The sequence below is a fragment of the Methanospirillum hungatei JF-1 genome, from assembly GCF_000013445.1.
Taxonomy (GTDB): domain Archaea; phylum Halobacteriota; class Methanomicrobia; order Methanomicrobiales; family Methanospirillaceae; genus Methanospirillum; species Methanospirillum hungatei.
Genome location: NC_007796.1, coordinates 438,452 through 454,301, shown reverse-complemented (window position 1 = coordinate 454,301; position 15,850 = coordinate 438,452). Strand labels below are relative to the sequence as shown.

General features: G+C 44.0%; 19 protein-coding genes. 7 read left to right on the top strand and 12 right to left on the bottom strand.

What is annotated here, in order from left to right; translation table 11 throughout:
• Window positions 1-23: 23 nt before the first annotated feature.
• The gene (locus MHUN_RS02120) at window positions 24-1,013 is read right to left on the bottom strand and encodes a DUF1616 domain-containing protein (RefSeq protein ID WP_011447465.1); all 990 of its coding nucleotides are present in this window, start codon (window positions 1,011-1,013) and stop codon (window positions 24-26) included.
• A 49-nt stretch (window positions 1,014-1,062) separates the two neighbouring features.
• Between MHUN_RS02120 and MHUN_RS02115 the strand changes: the two genes are divergently transcribed.
• A complete protein-coding gene (locus tag MHUN_RS02115; RefSeq protein WP_143709320.1) occupies window positions 1,063-1,602 on the top strand; it encodes a hypothetical protein in 540 nt (179 codons plus the stop codon).
• A gap of 3 nt (window positions 1,603-1,605) precedes the next feature.
• Here the strand turns inward: MHUN_RS02115 and MHUN_RS02110 are convergent, their stop codons facing one another.
• The 7 genes from MHUN_RS02110 to MHUN_RS02080 are packed head-to-tail and all read right to left on the bottom strand — an operon-like array spanning window position 1,606 to window position 8,125.
• On the bottom strand, window positions 1,606-2,379 hold the full coding sequence (locus tag MHUN_RS02110) for a hypothetical protein (protein ID WP_011447463.1): 774 nt from the start codon (window positions 2,377-2,379) through the stop codon (window positions 1,606-1,608).
• Window positions 2,376-2,855 (bottom strand): hypothetical protein, encoded by a 480-nt coding sequence (locus MHUN_RS02105; RefSeq protein WP_011447462.1) that lies wholly within the window; start codon window positions 2,853-2,855, stop codon window positions 2,376-2,378. Before MHUN_RS02105 ends, MHUN_RS02110 begins: the two co-directional genes overlap by 4 nt.
• On the bottom strand, window positions 2,855-4,159 hold the full coding sequence (locus MHUN_RS02100; RefSeq protein WP_011447461.1) for a DUF58 domain-containing protein: 1,305 nt from the start codon (window positions 4,157-4,159) through the stop codon (window positions 2,855-2,857). The genes MHUN_RS02105 and MHUN_RS02100 overlap by 1 nt, the downstream gene beginning before the upstream one ends.
• Before the next feature lie 3 nt (window positions 4,160-4,162).
• Window positions 4,163-5,164, bottom strand: coding sequence for an AAA family ATPase (locus tag MHUN_RS02095; RefSeq protein WP_011447460.1), 1,002 nt, complete (start codon window positions 5,162-5,164; stop codon window positions 4,163-4,165).
• 36 nt (window positions 5,165-5,200) lie between these two features.
• The gene (locus MHUN_RS02090; protein ID WP_011447459.1) at window positions 5,201-6,109 is read right to left on the bottom strand and encodes a DUF4350 domain-containing protein; all 909 of its coding nucleotides are present in this window, start codon (window positions 6,107-6,109) and stop codon (window positions 5,201-5,203) included.
• Entirely contained in the window at window positions 6,099-7,862 is a 1,764-nt protein-coding gene (locus MHUN_RS02085; protein WP_011447458.1) for a DUF4129 domain-containing protein, read from the bottom strand. Before MHUN_RS02085 ends, MHUN_RS02090 begins: the two co-directional genes overlap by 11 nt.
• The gene (locus tag MHUN_RS02080) at window positions 7,859-8,125 is read right to left on the bottom strand and encodes a hypothetical protein (protein WP_011447457.1); all 267 of its coding nucleotides are present in this window, start codon (window positions 8,123-8,125) and stop codon (window positions 7,859-7,861) included. Before MHUN_RS02080 ends, MHUN_RS02085 begins: the two co-directional genes overlap by 4 nt.
• Window positions 8,126-8,463: 338 nt before the next feature.
• Between MHUN_RS02080 and MHUN_RS02075 the strand changes: the two genes are divergently transcribed.
• On the top strand, window positions 8,464-9,498 hold the full coding sequence (locus tag MHUN_RS02075; protein WP_011447456.1) for a glycosyltransferase family 2 protein: 1,035 nt from the start codon (window positions 8,464-8,466) through the stop codon (window positions 9,496-9,498).
• A 602-nt stretch (window positions 9,499-10,100) separates the two neighbouring features.
• On the opposite strand, the gene MHUN_RS19925 is transcribed toward MHUN_RS02075, so the two are convergent.
• Together MHUN_RS19925 and MHUN_RS19920 are read right to left on the bottom strand one after the other, a co-directional pair.
• On the bottom strand, window positions 10,101-10,355 hold the full coding sequence (locus MHUN_RS19925) for a PD-(D/E)XK nuclease domain-containing protein (protein ID WP_394296012.1): 255 nt from the start codon (window positions 10,353-10,355) through the stop codon (window positions 10,101-10,103).
• A 340-nt stretch (window positions 10,356-10,695) separates the two neighbouring features.
• The gene (locus tag MHUN_RS19920) at window positions 10,696-10,782 is read right to left on the bottom strand and encodes an AAA family ATPase (protein WP_394296011.1); all 87 of its coding nucleotides are present in this window, start codon (window positions 10,780-10,782) and stop codon (window positions 10,696-10,698) included.
• 225 nt (window positions 10,783-11,007) lie between these two features.
• Here MHUN_RS19920 and MHUN_RS02070 point away from each other — a divergent pair, with 225 nt between their 5' ends.
• On the top strand, window positions 11,008-11,214 hold the full coding sequence (locus tag MHUN_RS02070; protein ID WP_048067208.1) for a hypothetical protein: 207 nt from the start codon (window positions 11,008-11,010) through the stop codon (window positions 11,212-11,214).
• Window positions 11,215-11,733: 519 nt separating this feature from the next.
• Window positions 11,734-11,964 carry a DUF2283 domain-containing protein gene (locus MHUN_RS18075; protein WP_083758378.1) on the top strand — a complete coding sequence of 77 codons (231 nt, stop codon included), beginning with the start codon at window positions 11,734-11,736 and terminating at the stop codon, window positions 11,962-11,964.
• Window positions 11,965-12,122: 158 nt separating this feature from the next.
• Here the strand turns inward: MHUN_RS18075 and MHUN_RS02060 are convergent, their stop codons facing one another.
• Both MHUN_RS02060 and MHUN_RS02055 read right to left on the bottom strand, forming a co-directional pair.
• The gene (locus MHUN_RS02060) at window positions 12,123-12,311 is read right to left on the bottom strand and encodes a type II toxin-antitoxin system HicA family toxin (RefSeq protein WP_239441556.1); all 189 of its coding nucleotides are present in this window, start codon (window positions 12,309-12,311) and stop codon (window positions 12,123-12,125) included.
• A 32-nt stretch (window positions 12,312-12,343) separates the two neighbouring features.
• Window positions 12,344-12,559 (bottom strand): type II toxin-antitoxin system HicB family antitoxin, encoded by a 216-nt coding sequence (locus MHUN_RS02055; RefSeq protein WP_011447454.1) that lies wholly within the window; start codon window positions 12,557-12,559, stop codon window positions 12,344-12,346.
• 382 nt (window positions 12,560-12,941) lie between these two features.
• On the opposite strand from MHUN_RS02055, the gene MHUN_RS02050 reads away from it, so the two are divergent.
• From MHUN_RS02050 to wecB, 3 genes are all read left to right on the top strand, one after another.
• A complete protein-coding gene (locus MHUN_RS02050; protein ID WP_048067206.1) occupies window positions 12,942-13,148 on the top strand; it encodes a hypothetical protein in 207 nt (68 codons plus the stop codon).
• A 24-nt stretch (window positions 13,149-13,172) separates the two neighbouring features.
• Complete coding sequence (locus MHUN_RS02045; protein WP_011447453.1) at window positions 13,173-13,544, top strand: type II toxin-antitoxin system VapC family toxin; 372 nt, start codon at window positions 13,173-13,175, stop codon at window positions 13,542-13,544.
• Window positions 13,545-14,765: 1,221 nt separating this feature from the next.
• The gene (gene wecB, locus MHUN_RS02035) at window positions 14,766-15,842 is read left to right on the top strand and encodes a non-hydrolyzing UDP-N-acetylglucosamine 2-epimerase (protein WP_048067725.1); all 1,077 of its coding nucleotides are present in this window, start codon (window positions 14,766-14,768) and stop codon (window positions 15,840-15,842) included.
• Window positions 15,843-15,850: the final 8 nt, after the last annotated feature.

Sequence of the window (15,850 nt, the reverse complement as noted above, 5' to 3'; positions counted from 1 at the left end):
CCCCAATATATATTTCCAAAAAATTACTCCAATACTTTCACCCATAGATGCAGATCCCGGTAACTCTGGTTTATCCGTTCCATACCCCAGACAGATCTATCAGGAACAGACTCATTAAATAATAAAAACTCAATCCTGTTATATCCTTTATCTGCCGCAGTTAGATTATAGGGCAACGTCACGGTTTCATTATGAGGAACAGCGACAGATAACCGGTCAGTCATATTCATCCGGGTGATATACGAGACATTCCCAGATTCATCGGTCTCCATGGTTATCTGGTGGACTTCAATCGTATAGGAAACATTCCGATACTCATGATTTCCAACCCCGATATACATCGAATACTCTTCCCCGATGAACAATCGGTCAGGGTAATCAGCTGCCATCCGCTTCTCCCCCAGGATATAAAATTCAGTAAATTTCTCCCCTTCCTTGGGAAAGACAATAACAAAGATGGTCGTCCCAATCGCAGCAAGAATCGATATCAGAAGGATGATGGAGAGTATTTTATCTGTTCTGTTCCCCTCAGTCGGAAAGAACTCCTCACGAATCCCTGCCATTATCTCATCTGCAGGGAACTGGTACCGGTCATCAGGATCAGTCATCGCCCGGCGCCCCTGGGCAATAAGGACCATAATAATCGTAAACAGGGAGAGAGAGATAACAATCGGGTCAAGCCTGATCCCCCAGGGCGTATAATTCAGACCAAGACCAATGAGAGGTACGACTGCAATAGAGAGACCAAAAGACAGGGCAATACGCTCGATAAGGTCCAGATCTTCATCGGTGGGAAACAGGGCAGCAATGAGGGCATACCCTGGTATGAAGAGAACAAGGGGGAGTGCCAGAAGTACCCTGATAGATGTTTCATTTAAAATCGGGACGTATATACATGTAATGGCACCAATAAGCCAGAGAATTATGAATTTCAGATCTGAAAAGATGCGGGTCTGAAGAAAGGATAAATAAAGTATATGAAGGACAGGACTGTCTCTGTCAGCCGGATGCACTTTAAAGTATTGGAACCAGTATTGTTTATAGCTGGATCATCGGAGTCATGTGGAGCAATCATATCCGATGGGAGGCAGGTATATGAGAAGAACAGGCACAAAACTCATAATTTGTGGAATACTACTCATCATTTTGATTGGTACCGGGCCGGTTCAGGCGTTTTCATCTGACCGGCTGGCAGTTGATCTTCTGGATGATGGCGATGCATATATCGCATTCGAATACACCCTGAACATGGCTGAGCAGGTTGCAGTCTATCTGAAGATCGCCGATCCAAATGCAGAACTGAAAAAAGCACTCGAAGATATGTTCCATCATCCAGTGACAGTGGATGAGGTCACGAACAATTCAGCACGGTTCAGGGTGGAGGCCTTTTCAAATATCACCGAAACAAACGGATCGGTCCTCATGAAGACTCCGGAGATATCATTTACCATGGCTGAGAAGGCACTGCAAAAATACTGGTTTGCTCCTCTCGTTCAGGCAGATTACACTGCGGAGATTGCAACCATCACCTACCCGGACGGATATGTCGAGGAATTTTTCGATACCAATAAAATCCCGGCAATATCCAGGGTCCTTCCCTGATTTTTACGGGAAAAGAGTAAATATCATCTCTACCGAATCGCCTTTTTTTACCGGAACACACCGGTCAACCTGAACCGGCCTATCCAGTCCGTGTGCAATACAGGTGGCAAAGAGGCTGCAGATAACACAGGGACTTAATGTACAGCAGGCTGGGGACTCACGGGTCACGAATAGGCATCCCTCACACAGCCGATATCCTTCCATGTGGATGTGAACACTGGTATCTGACCAGGAAATCTGTATTTCGCTGGTGACTTCCAGAACATCAACCGCTACCTCATGCAGGAGTGTTGAGAGTTCCCCCTGTGTTTCGGGTATGGTGAGTTGATTGGTCTTTTTCAGTTCATTGAGCAGCGGAGTGCAAACCGGCGGTAATAATAGCCCTGAAAAGCCTTCTCCGGAGACAAAGACTGACCCGGCCACCGGTTCCCCAGAATATCGGGACACGGGGATCAGATGCATAACACCCTGTGATTCTGACCGGCTTTGAGGGAGAAAACAGGATAAACCAGAGAGACCAAGATCTGCAGCAACCGTGCATGTATTTATAGTTCCCTGAACCTGGAGCAGTGAAACAAATCGTTGATCAAGTGAATCCGGACGATGAAACACCAGAAGCAGGATTGCAGTCAGAAAGAGGATGACTGCTGATATAAGAAGTGCTGCAGAGATGATGTCCTGTCTTCCGGTGATGCTGACTACTCCGGCACATATGCCTGCGGTGAGGAGGAGAATAAAAGAGCCAAATACATATCGCCCGGGAGATGGGAGTTTCATAAATCATTCCCTCCTGCATGGTAAATCATCCGGAATTCATAGAGCAGCAGGGCAAGAGCAACAAGACCGGCGATGAATAATACCGCCATACAGGGGAGGAGCGTATGCTGAATCCTCTCTGACATGAATGCCAAAAGACCGGTACCAACCGCCCAGAGAGCAAAAAGGGAATACCCATTCCGGTTCTTCATAACATCAAGCCCGGTCAGAAATTCTGCAGTAATAAGGAGTGCAGTTATCACACCCAGGAGAGGAGAGACAAACCAGAGAGCAATGACTGCACTTTCCCCCAAGCAAAACCTGGTGAATTGGTGGGACGGTGTGTGCCGCCAGATATATCCCACCATGACATACAGTGCGAATAGAGAGATTCCCAAATAGGTTTGGTAATCAGGAAAAACCAATGCATACAGAACCAGGGAGAGAATGAGAATACCAGATAGAAGAGAGAAAATCCGTGCCATATTCAAAGTCATCAGATCACCTCAACCGGTTCTCCACAGAGGGAGAAGAGACTCATACCTGATAGATCGGATCGTTTCGGGGTTCGTATCCGGAATGGAATGCTCTGCCTGCCTGCAAGGGCTGCTACCTCCCTGATATGACTCATATCTCCATCACAAAGTGAATACAGAATAATCTCATGAAAATGCCGTTGCATGAGAATAGTGTTCATGGCATGGGCAAACCTGGTGGTTTTCACTTCCTGGATATGCTGTTTTCTGATATCCCGGACCCTGACAATATATGACCGTTCATCACCAGAAATTTCCGACCTGTCCATAGATAACGCAGCGTGATGTATCTCTTTTCTCATATCTGATCGCATCATGAACCTGAATAGATGAAATGTCCGGGGAACAGGATGGATTCTTTCACGGATTATCGTCAGGCAATGGGCCATATCATATCCCTCATAATACAGATCACTCATATTCGGTCCTGATATCCCCATAAGACGAATTGGTTCCTTCTTCGCTAGTTTCGACTCAACGTACCCGGAAATTGAACTGACCATCCGTGAAAATGCCTGCATATCGATCTGCTGTCCGCTATCCGGGAGATCAACAATGACCATGGGGAGTTCATCAGATGGCGTTGCATACTCACGGATATAGAGAGTTCCCCGTTTTGCCGATATCTTCCAGTCAACATGCCGGATGTCATCTCCGGGGAGATATTCCCGAAACTGCCTGATTGAATATCCTTTCACCGGTCCGATACGTTCAAGATCCTTTCCGGATCCGTGTTTTTCAACCGGACCAAATAATGGCCAGGGTTGTACCTGCACTGAGGGAACTGATGATTTTTCCGGTCGAAGGGGCAGTGAACTTGAAAAGAACCGGTTCTGAATCGTGATAATACCCCCCTGATGATATATGGTCCCATGATAGTGAGGGATAAACCGGTAGGAGAGGGTGAGGATCTGTGATCCGGCAATGTCAGTCCAGGTCTGGTTCTCTCCAGACTCAAGGCTGCACATAGCCGGAACAGTATCCAGATATCGAACCTTGTATCCAGGTGGGATTTCCAGGCAGAGGGTGCAATCAATGGCATTACTTTTCCCCTGCCGAATGAGCGATTTTTCCATCTTCCATGAACCGCTGATTGTCCGGTAGGTTTTTTCAACCGTATGAAGAAATTGAAGACAGAGGCCCATGAGCAGTAGTCCGACTGACGTTCCTGCCATGAGGAGGACTGGATCATCCAGGATAATGGCAAGAAAGATGAGGATGAGAAAGACTGCAAGCAGACCCGTAGAGCAGGGAGTGAGCTTCACCGGTTACGGCACCTCAATACGGTCCATGATATCCCGGATAATATCTCCCGGGCGAACCCCTTCAATCTCCGCCTCCCGTGTGAGGTACAGCCGGTGAATCAGAACAGAGAGGGCGATTTTCTTCACATCATCCGGAATGACATACGCCCTGCCGGCAAGAGCCGCGGCACCTTTTGCCCCTTTTACAAAAGATATTGACGCCCTGCTGGATGCCCCAAGCCCGATATCCGGATGGTTCCGGGTAGCAATGACGATATCCCGGATATACCGATGGATTGGATCCTCCATCCTGACCCGTGAAACCTGCGCAATGGCTGCCTGCAGTGCGTCTGGCGATGTGACCGGCTTGAGTGTTTCAGCAAACCGGTTCCAGGTCAGGGTTCCATCTGAAGCCCGTTTAATTACCGCTAGTTCCTCATCAGGACTGAGCGGAGAGATGCCGATACTGAACATGAACCGGTCACGCTGAGCCTCAATGAGGGGAAAGGTTCCTTCAAGTTCAAAGGAGTTCTGGGTTGCAATAACGATGAACGGACGGGGTACGGGGAGAGTTATCCCATCAATGGTCGCCTGTCGCTCACTCATGGCTTCAATAAATGCCGACTGAGCCTTTGGGTGAACCCGGTTCATCTCGTCAGCAAGCAGGACATTGGTAAAAATAGGCCCCTTGCGAAGGTTGAATTCACATGACTGCTGATCATAGATGCGGACTCCGATCATATCAGCAGGCTGTAGATCAACGGCTCCCTGAATCCGTGCAAATTCACACCCGGTCACCATGGCAATGGCTTTTGCAATAGTAGTCTTCGCAGTCCCCGGGAGCCCTTCAATCAGGATATGACCTTCTGCGAGGAGGGCAATCAATATGAGTTCAATGAGATCCTGGTTTCCGACGATAAATGGAGAAAGAGCGGATATAACGGCAGTATGAAGTTGTGCAAGTGCAGAGATATCCTCCTCATCTCCATAATAATCAATGGTCTGATCCATATCACGGTCAGTCATGGCTTTCAATACATCCTATCATTTATCTGCTCTTCTTTACATCATCACCGGTTCAGAACCGATATCTGAAAATCCCGGAGGCCTCTTTCTGAAAAGAAATGCACAGGCGAGGAGGGAGACCAGAACTATCATGGTCTTCAAAAAGGAATCCAGCCGAATATGCCGAAATAACCACCCCATGCCACTGTAATCCGCTGTCCGGCTGTGAATCTGTTCAATAAGAAGATTTGGCCTGTACTGAATGCAACGTGATAAAAACTGCCCATTCCCATACTCTGATTCAATTCCGGACATAGAATTGATAAAAACTCCCGAGTCAGACAGGACGATTATCTCTCCATTTCCCATTTGTTCTTGTGAAAGAACGGTATATCGTCCAAATGACTCATCGGATGAGATGCGAAAATCATTATTGGTATCAATCCAGCTCATGATACCAGTCTGTATCAAAGGAGTTCCCCCGGTCAGGGGTTTTGCCTTATCAAGAACAAGCGAGCCAATGCCACGGGTGAGAGGATGCTCCTGTACCGGGCTGGTGATGAGAATTGAGGAGTTGTTATATGCCCGGTCAATCCCGGCAAGATACGAGGGCCCTATCCTGATGGAACTGCCAAGACCCGATAGAAGGCTGTTTCCGGTATCGGTCTCATCTGCAAGGAATACCGTATTCCCTCTTTTCAGAAATGCATGGATAATCCTTATCTCCTCACCTGACCACGATTCATTCGGTGCAATTATCAGAAGAGTCGTATTTTCCTTCGTTTCCAGTGCAGAGATATCAGTAATCATTTCAGTTGTATGACGATCCAGCCGGGAGAAGAATCCTGAACTCCCGTTCCAGCCGATATTATCCTGTGAGAATTCCAAAGTATTTGTGGTAAGAAATATCCCCAGGATAAGGAGAGCGGTGCAAATCATCAATCCAATAATGAAATTACGCTTCATCTCTCATCTCCTGGCAAGACTTTCGGACCGCATCTGCTGCCTTAATCAGACCTTCGGTGCACCGCACATCCTGACATCCCCCGTATCTGATACGTTCATACCATCCGATAAACCTGGTGAACCGGGCTTTACACACCTCCTCCGGCAAGGCCCGGGCTATCTCCCGCGGGGTCATAACAGGTGATATCTCAAAAACCTGATGACTTGACAGGAATGAGAGCATCTCCAGGTATATTTTCCGGGGTAATTCTTCAGGACCGGAGGGATACTCCGCTGCAGGGATGCTATCCGAATCAATCATACCATCAACTGCACTCCCACCAACCCACTGTTCGCGTACATCTTTCAATTTGGATGAATCTTCAACCTGGCTGACAGATCTCTGAACTATCCCCTTTCGCCAGAGATACCAGATAGGAATTGTAAAGAGAAGAATACCAGGTAGTACAAGTATCCACGGCGGGATAGGGCCGGCCTTTGAACTGGTGACGGATGTGATACGTGTCCCGTCAGATTCAACGATATAATGCTGACTTTCTGATTGAAGCAAGGGATATGAGGGATCATCAAACCGGGTAAATACATCATACCTTCCTTCAGACAGAGGTACCGTCACCAGGTACGTCCCCGCTGCATTCGTCATGACCGTATCACATACCTTATCCTGAACAAGGATGCTGACCGGAACATCCGGAACCGGGTCACGTGCAGTTAGAGTGCCGGTCAGATTAACCGCAGACATACCTTTTACCGGGAGTACCTGAAGTCCCAGCGTAGCTTCCAGAGGCTTTACGACCAAATGAGACGGATCAGAGACCACAATGCCCCATCGGGCGGTGAGGATATGTTCTCCAGCGGAAATATTATGGATCTGCACCGTTGAACGGAATTCACCAATTTCATTAGGGATAACTTCCAAAAAAGGCTCATTATCCAGAGTAATAACGACCGGGAATGAGCGGCCCTGTGATCCGGCGATAAACCCATACACATCTACCTTGTCTTGAAATGTCACATTATTCGGTACTGCCAGGAATGAAACAAAGGGTGATCCGGTATCGGCAAAGCGGGTATACCGGTCACGTTCATTCTGCCGCTCTGCAACCATCCCGGTAAGTTTATCAAATTCAACCCTGCTCTGCATCACGGGCTCAGTATTTACTCCAAGGGTCTTCCCCCGTGATGACAATGAATCGGTTATATCTGCATACTGGTTCTGCAGGGTCTGAATTCTGTTTTTGAGTGCTTTCCCCTGAAGCCTGACTTTGGTTACGGATTCAGGATTCCCTTCGTTCTGATACTGAATCTCCAGTTTTTCAAGTGACTGCAAAGATTCCGATGTTGTTACGAACTGGGAGAGCATATCCTTTTGCTGACCTGCATCCTGAGAAAACCGGGCGATTTCGCTCTCATTCATATCCAGTCGGATGATAAGATTCTGAAGATCATGGTACCGGCTTGTATACCGGGCAAGATCGGAACTTGCGGACTCGATATCAGATTTTCTCAACGTGACAGCAATCGTTCCGCTATAGTCCAGAAGTTCCTGCATCAGGGGGAGAAGATCTGTGGAACTGTTAAATGCCTGTTTTCGGAGGTCGTCGATATTCATATGATATCTGGTCTCACGGACACTCTTCTCAGCAGGATAGAGAAGTGGTTGTAGCCCGTTTCCGATCAGAAGACCTGCAACAAGGAGACAAAGCGTAGCATAAACAAGATAAAAGAGATGCCGCTTTACCTGGCAATTCACCCGTATAATATCACCCAGACCTTTCGAAGCACAATAATACCAAAAAGAACGGTCCCGGCTCCTGCAATGATCATGATCATTCGTGCATATCCGGGACGGACATACCGGGTATCGATGAGTTCGGCAATGATGAGAATGCCAATAAGCCAGAGAATAAAAAGAACCTCAATATCAAAAGATCTGGCCAGGAACATGAATGTGATGATAATAATAAGCCAGGAGACGATGCATCCAATTATCAGGGGTTTTTTTGATATTGTCATGGCTGATTATTACCAGGAGTATGACCGTTCCATGAATTCATTACACCTGCTTTTATGTACAGTGGGATTTTTATTCCACATCTCTCTTTCCTTCGAAAGACAATCTCATTTTTTTAGATGAAAGAAGTAAACTATTTATATCATATTGTATTATATTCAAACAATATATATTTAGATCATGATGCAGACAGGACGGGGGTCCAAAATCCATTATGGTGTGTTCTGATCAGGGCAGAGTAATTTCGAAATGCTCAAAAGTGATGCAGGTGAACATCTTACAGGGAATGGAGGGGGCTTTTACGTGAGGGTCCAATTCCAGACTCATATCCTGTGATATTATGAATTCATCACATGAGCAATGGTGCTTTCAGGGAGAGATTACTCCGGCATGTGATGATCTCTGGTACCATTCCGAAATCAGTTCAAATAATCATGATTTCTCATATCACACCATACCCTCTTCTTTCAGATATCAGTTTAGTCCTGAAGAAGATTCCGGACATCTTCCGATCAATCCATTTTCATCCACTGCAGTCCTCATCCCTGCATACAATGAAGGGCAGATTATCGGTTCGGTAGTGAGAGAGGCGCGAAAAATTATCCCAATGGTAATTGTTATCGACGATGGATCCGCTGATAATACCGCTGAACAGGCAACTGGTGCAGGGGCTGATGTAATTCGGTTACGTGAGAACCAGGGGAAAGCAGGGGCAGTAATGATCGGATGCTCCTATGCAAAGAAACACGGCATCGAAACCATCATTCTCCTTGACGGTGACGGGCAGCATGATCCCAGGGAAATACCAGTTGTTGCTGCTCCGGTCATGACAGGAGTTGCGGATATGGTCATTGGTTCACGATTCATGGGAGAGAAGAATCAGATTCCCCGATATCGGAGGGCCGGTCAGCAGATTCTGAACGGCGTCACCAGACTGGCATCCCAGATTGCCATCACCGATTCACAATCCGGTTTTCGGGTTCTCGGTAAACGGGCACTGGAGAACCTGAACTTCACATCAAAGGGATATAACCTTGAATCAGATATGATAACCCATTTTGCTTCGATTGGAATGAGGATGGTTGAGGTCCCGATTACCGTCAGATATGATGTGCCAAATAAGCACAAGATGAATCCCCTCCGTCATGGGGTGGGTATTATCTCCCATTTACTCTGTAATATTACCAGAAACAGTCAGATCCTCTCCAAAGTCCCGTCAATGACAACGCTCATCTTCGGGGCTGCAATATTCTTCGCTTTTCTTTCAGGGTTATTATCCAGACCGTTTATTGAGATTCATCTCCTTTCCATCGGGCTTTTTACTATGATCATGGGAAGTTACGGGTTCATATATCAGTTGATTCATCGCGGGTAAATGTTTGATGATAGGATTGAATTTTCAAATATTGGAGAACTGATGAAAGACATTACTCCGGATAACAAAATTCAATCAATATTCCAGGAACCAAATTATTACCAGCATTCTATCACGAGTTCATTCCGTATAGCCGTTTGGTGAAGGGTTGGATAAAATAATAGAAGAGTATGGAACTCAAACGCTCAAACCTGCGATGCTATCCATTATTTCAACTGAAAATTGTACCCAGGTGACCCTCTATTCAACAAGAGATCTGTTCCGTGTAAAATCCAATTAATTATCTGATAGAGGATTATATTCTTAAATATTTACGAAGAGGTTCATTTACTTGAACTGAATGCGTGGACCTCCTGATTATCTCAAAAGATACAGCAATCAGGGAGTTAAACAACTTAATAGAGAATAACTCATCGAACGGGAAAAAACGGGAAGGTCAGTCAGGTACGACGCATATTGATGCGACGCAAATGAGACGTAAAATTACCGAACGATAGTATCATACAGGTCAACAGAATCTATCCACTACTCTCATTCGGTGATTTTTATGTCTCCAACAGAACAATATTCCTCTGCACAGGATCAAAAACAATTCCAACAAGTTAGAGCGGTTTTTCACAGCTTCGGTACTTTTCAGCATATTTTTTCTCCTGCAATTGCAGAAGAGGACTTTTCTGATATGCACCTCTATTAGTCTGATCCTGAACTTTACACTCAAAAAGCCAAATAGCATATAAGGTTTGAACCGTCATGTCTACCGGTCCATGATTTGTGGTATCTTCAGGTATGACCAGATATCCAAGGCTTACAACATATGCATAGACGATACTTGCATAATACTCTTCAAAAACGGATATCTGATTTTCCGTTACCAGTTATGAGGAATCGAGGCAGAAAATGATTAAAAACCTCTTTTAACCCACCCACATCCCTGCCCTCAGCAGGTTGGCAAGCCTGACCTGGTTTGCAGAAATATTCCCTTTTTCCGTCAGGGATGTCAACATCAACTGAGAAAAGGCTGATTTGACTTCAAGATTTGGAAACCCTACATTATACAGTCATTTAGATCCTGCAAAAGTCTCTCCCTTTATCGTAAGATAGCCGGTCTGAAAGAGGAGAGACTCAGGGCGAACATCCTCAATATCAGATGAACTGAGGAGTTCTTCACCAGCAAGAAGATTGTCAAGTTCCGGAAGATTAAGGGGTTTTATCTACGTACAAATAGCCATGGGTTCGGATTTCTTTGAAAGACTGAATGCCGATGGGAAGTTTGCCAGCGTTCATACCTGTACCAGTGTATTGGATACATGAAGATTTCATTGTTTATATGAGATGAACCATGAATGGATGACAACAGATGTATCTGGAGTGATCAAATACAAATTTTCGACTCATCCGTGAATGTATTGGTGTCAAAAGTGGGTTTATTAAGTTTTAATATGTAATCATGAAAGAGAATAAAATGTTATCAACTTAAAATATGAATCACTCAGAAAGAGGATATGATGGATGGGAATGTACAATGAACCAAGCATGAAAGATAGATGCGATAAACCAGAAAACAGGAATACAAAGAATGTACCTTTATTCCCACCTGAACTTCTGGAGAGTATGATTCAGACAGAGATATGTGATTGTAATGAGGCACGTCGAATATTGAATGCAAAGGTCAAAGGCAAATTTTCCGATATTATTCGTGAAATACGTGATGAATAACGAACATCATCCAAAGCTGCCCCAGATAATCTTGCAATCTAAAATACGGCATTGGAGTTGATAAAAGGTAGGGCATGCATCGAATCAAATGATAATTATACCCATTTGCCCTTTGTTAATTATATATGTCCAAAATTATATTCTCACAGACCGATTATATCGAGGTTTTTTATTTTACCCATTACATAGATCATCTCATAACAGGTGGCCATACCGTGCATTGGTGAGCGTTAGGTGACATGCATTCCGCTGATTTTTAGACAAAAGAGAGATTTTAAGGACTTATTTTTATGAGTGTGGGGAAATATCGCCAATATGACCTTATTTTTCTGATCGATGGATAAGGAAAAAGAAAATACGGCCAATTTTGCCTCTATTTTTTAGTGCCTTTATGTGAACGGTATATCTACGGATAGGTAGTATCGAAGGGTCAATTCATAATATATCATATTCAGATACGAATCAGATTTATCACACTGGTCAGCATTATTTAAGAAAAGAACTATCTCGAATGTGATAATGAAACCGAAAAACACTATTACTGATGCGGTCCTGAATCTCATACCTGACCTCCTTCGTCTGCCATCCAGTCGGATATGGTGTGATTACGATGAAGAGGATGATGTGTTGTATATCAGTTTTCGAAAACCGCAGCATGCTGATCAAAGTGAGATGGAAGATAATATCATTACTCATTATCCCGTTGACATACATCAGGTTGCTGGAGTGGAAATACGAAATTACCTATGAAGAATTTGATACGAAAACTAAAACACAGGGACCCCGATATAAAGAGGAGGACGACTGGATTGACTGGGGTGATTTGATTGATCTGGTTCAGGGTCTTTTAAAAATCCGGGGAGATGTAAATCTCATAAACAAAGATCTACAATCGTACTGATTCAGAATTATTCTTTCAGCAAATCATTGAATTCTTCGACAGAAAGGCCTGAATCTTTGATAAGATCACGCTGTGTCCCTTTTGCAATCGTTGAATGATTTGGGACAACCAAAAAATCTTCACCCCTAGACAACATAATATGGCTGCCTTTTTGTCTTATAACCTGAAATCCAATTTTTTTGAAGACTTTAACCATTTCGACTCCGGAAACCGGTAGAAGTCTATGGTTCATACTGCAATTGTAACGAGAGATAATCCAGACTGAGAATTAGTTAATGTCATAGCCTTTTCATGTGCTACTTCGAGGTATAATTCAATTGCCTCTTTCATATTTTCAATGGCTTCCTCTTTGGAAGAACCCTGAGAATGGCATCCTTTAAGGGCAGGACAATGGACAGACCAGTAACCATCCTCTTCTTTTTCAAGGATGATATCGAACATCATATATCTCAATACTATGTTTATATAATATTTAGAAGTATATCAAAAAAGGGGGCCTCGATAAAGTCATTGCTAAAAAAGGCCCTCCAATTATGTTATCGCGGCAATATACTCACCTTTTATGGAATTCAAATGATATAATTCTTATTTTGACAGATCGCCAATAAAGAATATACTGGTCACCAGAACTAAGTATTCATTCATTAAATTTCCGGGTGTATTCCCACCAGAGAGGAGAGATCTGTTTATGTGTTCCTATAAGGAAACTGAGGGATACATCTGCTGAACTTATCAGAGTGAATAAAAAAAACATTATATCCAGATCAGAGTCCTTTATAGAGCATCCAGATAACCATACAGTATTAGTATTGAGCGGCTGATATGCATGGCAGTTAATGATGAGCCACCATCAAGTGAAATTATGAAAGAGATAGAGGCAGGAAGAGACAGAAATCCCCAGGCCATAACTTCAGAAGGAATTTGTCTATCAGATATCCTGTCTCATTATGAACCAAATGTGGATCTTGCCATGAGTATTAAAAAAACTTCAGAAGAGATGCGTTCCAGCACTATGCGTGAGGTTCTATTCTAATGGTAGTTCTGGATTCCTCATTTCTTGTTGATATTATTTAAAAAAAAAGATCCTGCAGCAATCGAAAAACTAAAAGAGCTTGAAAGAAATGATGAAATGATATGTTCAACAATAATTAACATTCTTGAAATTTTTAAGGGAGCATATCTCTCATCACAAATAGAGAAAAACCTGCTTCAGGTTGAAGAAATAATTTCAAGCCTTATTCACTTACAAATTGATTCTGGTGTTCAGGAAATCTTTGGAAAGCTTTCAGCCTCTCTTCTGAAAAATGGTAATAGAATCGGAGATATTGATGAAGTGATTGCAGCGATATGTCTTGCTCATAATCAAAATATACTTACAAGGGATTCTCATTTCAATAAAATACCTGATTTATCAGTATTGTCATATTAATATAATAAAATTTTTATACCGGTTTTTTCGTTCTGACATCTCCGAAGGTCATGATCGAAGAACAATGCACCATGATGAAGATTTTTTATTCATCCAGGAAGTATTACGGGGCGGGATAGCCATTGTCTGATACAAAAGAAATTTCTCTATTCTTTCAGAAATTGCATGATAAATTACTATCCTTGACTAAAGAACTTCATCAACATGGACATTATGCAGATGCAGTCTCTTGAAATTCCCTCAGATTTTCTTATTGAAAGCAGATGGCTACCTCCCACTGAAAACAGAAAATTGTTGAATCGGTAAAGAACAAATAAGCATAGAGAACTGTATGAGTACAATTGAAGATGCAGTCAGATCATTACCCCGGATATTCGGGTTAAGGTTAAGATTTATATCGATTCTCTCATGGAAGAACATAAGAAGCATCCGGCCAGGCCGCTTCGTCAGGATTGGGCTGGGGGGTTTTCTGAGTTCAAATCTTAATGCATATAAATAGGTCTCCAAACCTAATGGTGCCCATTGGAGATCCTGGCGAGACGAATGAAAAATTAAATTTTCTTGTAAAACCCCTATGAGGCGAAGCCTCAAGCCTGACGAATTAAAATCTTCATTTTGAACTTCATTCATGATTCCATATAGATTTTCTTGTAAAAAATCACATAAAATTAGCGATATTGAAAGATTATCGTCTTTCTCTTGTTCGTTTTTACCCTGATTTCACCAGGACATCAACGGGAAGAAAACCGCCTGACTACAACCCTCCAGGAAAATTATACACTCATTCCGGGGTAAATTTGTGTTCCTGATTTTTTCCCGAGGGAGGAGGCTCTGTCGTTTTTTCGAGTGATAGGTAATTATCACTTCAGAATTACCCCGTTATCCTGGGCATCCTCATTGAATAATGTCAAAATACCAACCAGAATAACACTCTCCTGGAGGACTTGGTATCTCGTGATTTTCAGACCGGAGCGGGAGAAGAACTATCATGACAACCCCCCCCTTCACAGTGATATCATCTATCGCGTTCTGCTGCACCTGCCAGAGAGGATATCAAAATATACCCCAGAATCATGAGTTATTACGATATATTTATTAAAATAAAGGTCATATTTTACGTTAGTACAAAATAAGGGGTTTCGGGCTGTAATTTCAAACAAACCCTGACCATCCACCCTATGAACCATCCCCCGGATGCAGAAAGATTCATCTCATCATCATATGATCAGTATTATTGTTGGCACGAGGCCGGAGATTATCAAGATGTCCCCGATCATCCGGGAGTGCCAGAGACGAAATATCGATTTTTCTCTTCTCCACACCGGCCAGCATTACTCATATGAGATGGACCGGATTTTTTTTGAGGAACTGAACCTCCCGGTGCCGGATCATCATCTGGATGTCGGGTCAGGGTCTCATGCCGACCAGACCGGGGCTATTATGAGCGGGATTGGACGGGTGTATGAAGAGGAGCGGCCAGATGTGGTGTTGGTCCAGGGGGATACCAACACGGTTCTTGCCGGGAGTCTGGTTGCGGCTAAGATGAGGGTTCCACTGGGGCATGTGGAGGCCGGGCTGCGGAGTTATGATCGGACGATGCCGGAAGAGGTGAACCGGGTAGTGTCGGATCATGTGGGGGATTGGCTCTTTGCACCGACGGAGAAGGCACGGGAGAATTTGCTGAAAGAAGGAATTGATGAGAGTAAGATCCTGGTCACCGGCAATACCATCGTCGATGCAGTGTACCAGAACCTGGAGATCGCGAAAAAGAGGGGTGATGCCCTAAAGACCTTTGAAGTCAGGCCAAAGGAATATTTCCTCGTTACCGCTCACCGGCAGGAGAACGTGGATAACCCGGAGAAATTGCAGCATATTATCAGTGCCCTGACGACGATTCATAAACAATATACTATCCCTATCATTTTTCCAGTTCATCCCCGGACACGAAAGATGATAGATCAGTTTCAGATTCCGGTAAACGGGATATTCCTGACCGACCCTATTGGGTTTTTCAGTTTTCTCCAGCTTGAATCCAAAGCCCGACTTGTCCTCACCGATTCAGGTGGTGTGCAGGAAGAGTGTTGTATTCTTGGAGTGCCCTGTGTTACTCTCCGGGAGAATACCGAACGACCGGAGACAGTGGATGTCAGGGCAAATACTATTGTCGGGACAGAACCGGAAAGGATTCTGGCAGGTGTGCAGAAGATGATTGGAGGATCCGGGGGGTGGAGTAATCCATATGGGGATGGAACTGCCGGGGAGAAGATAGTAAATATTATTACAAAAAGGGCAAAATAATTTTGATC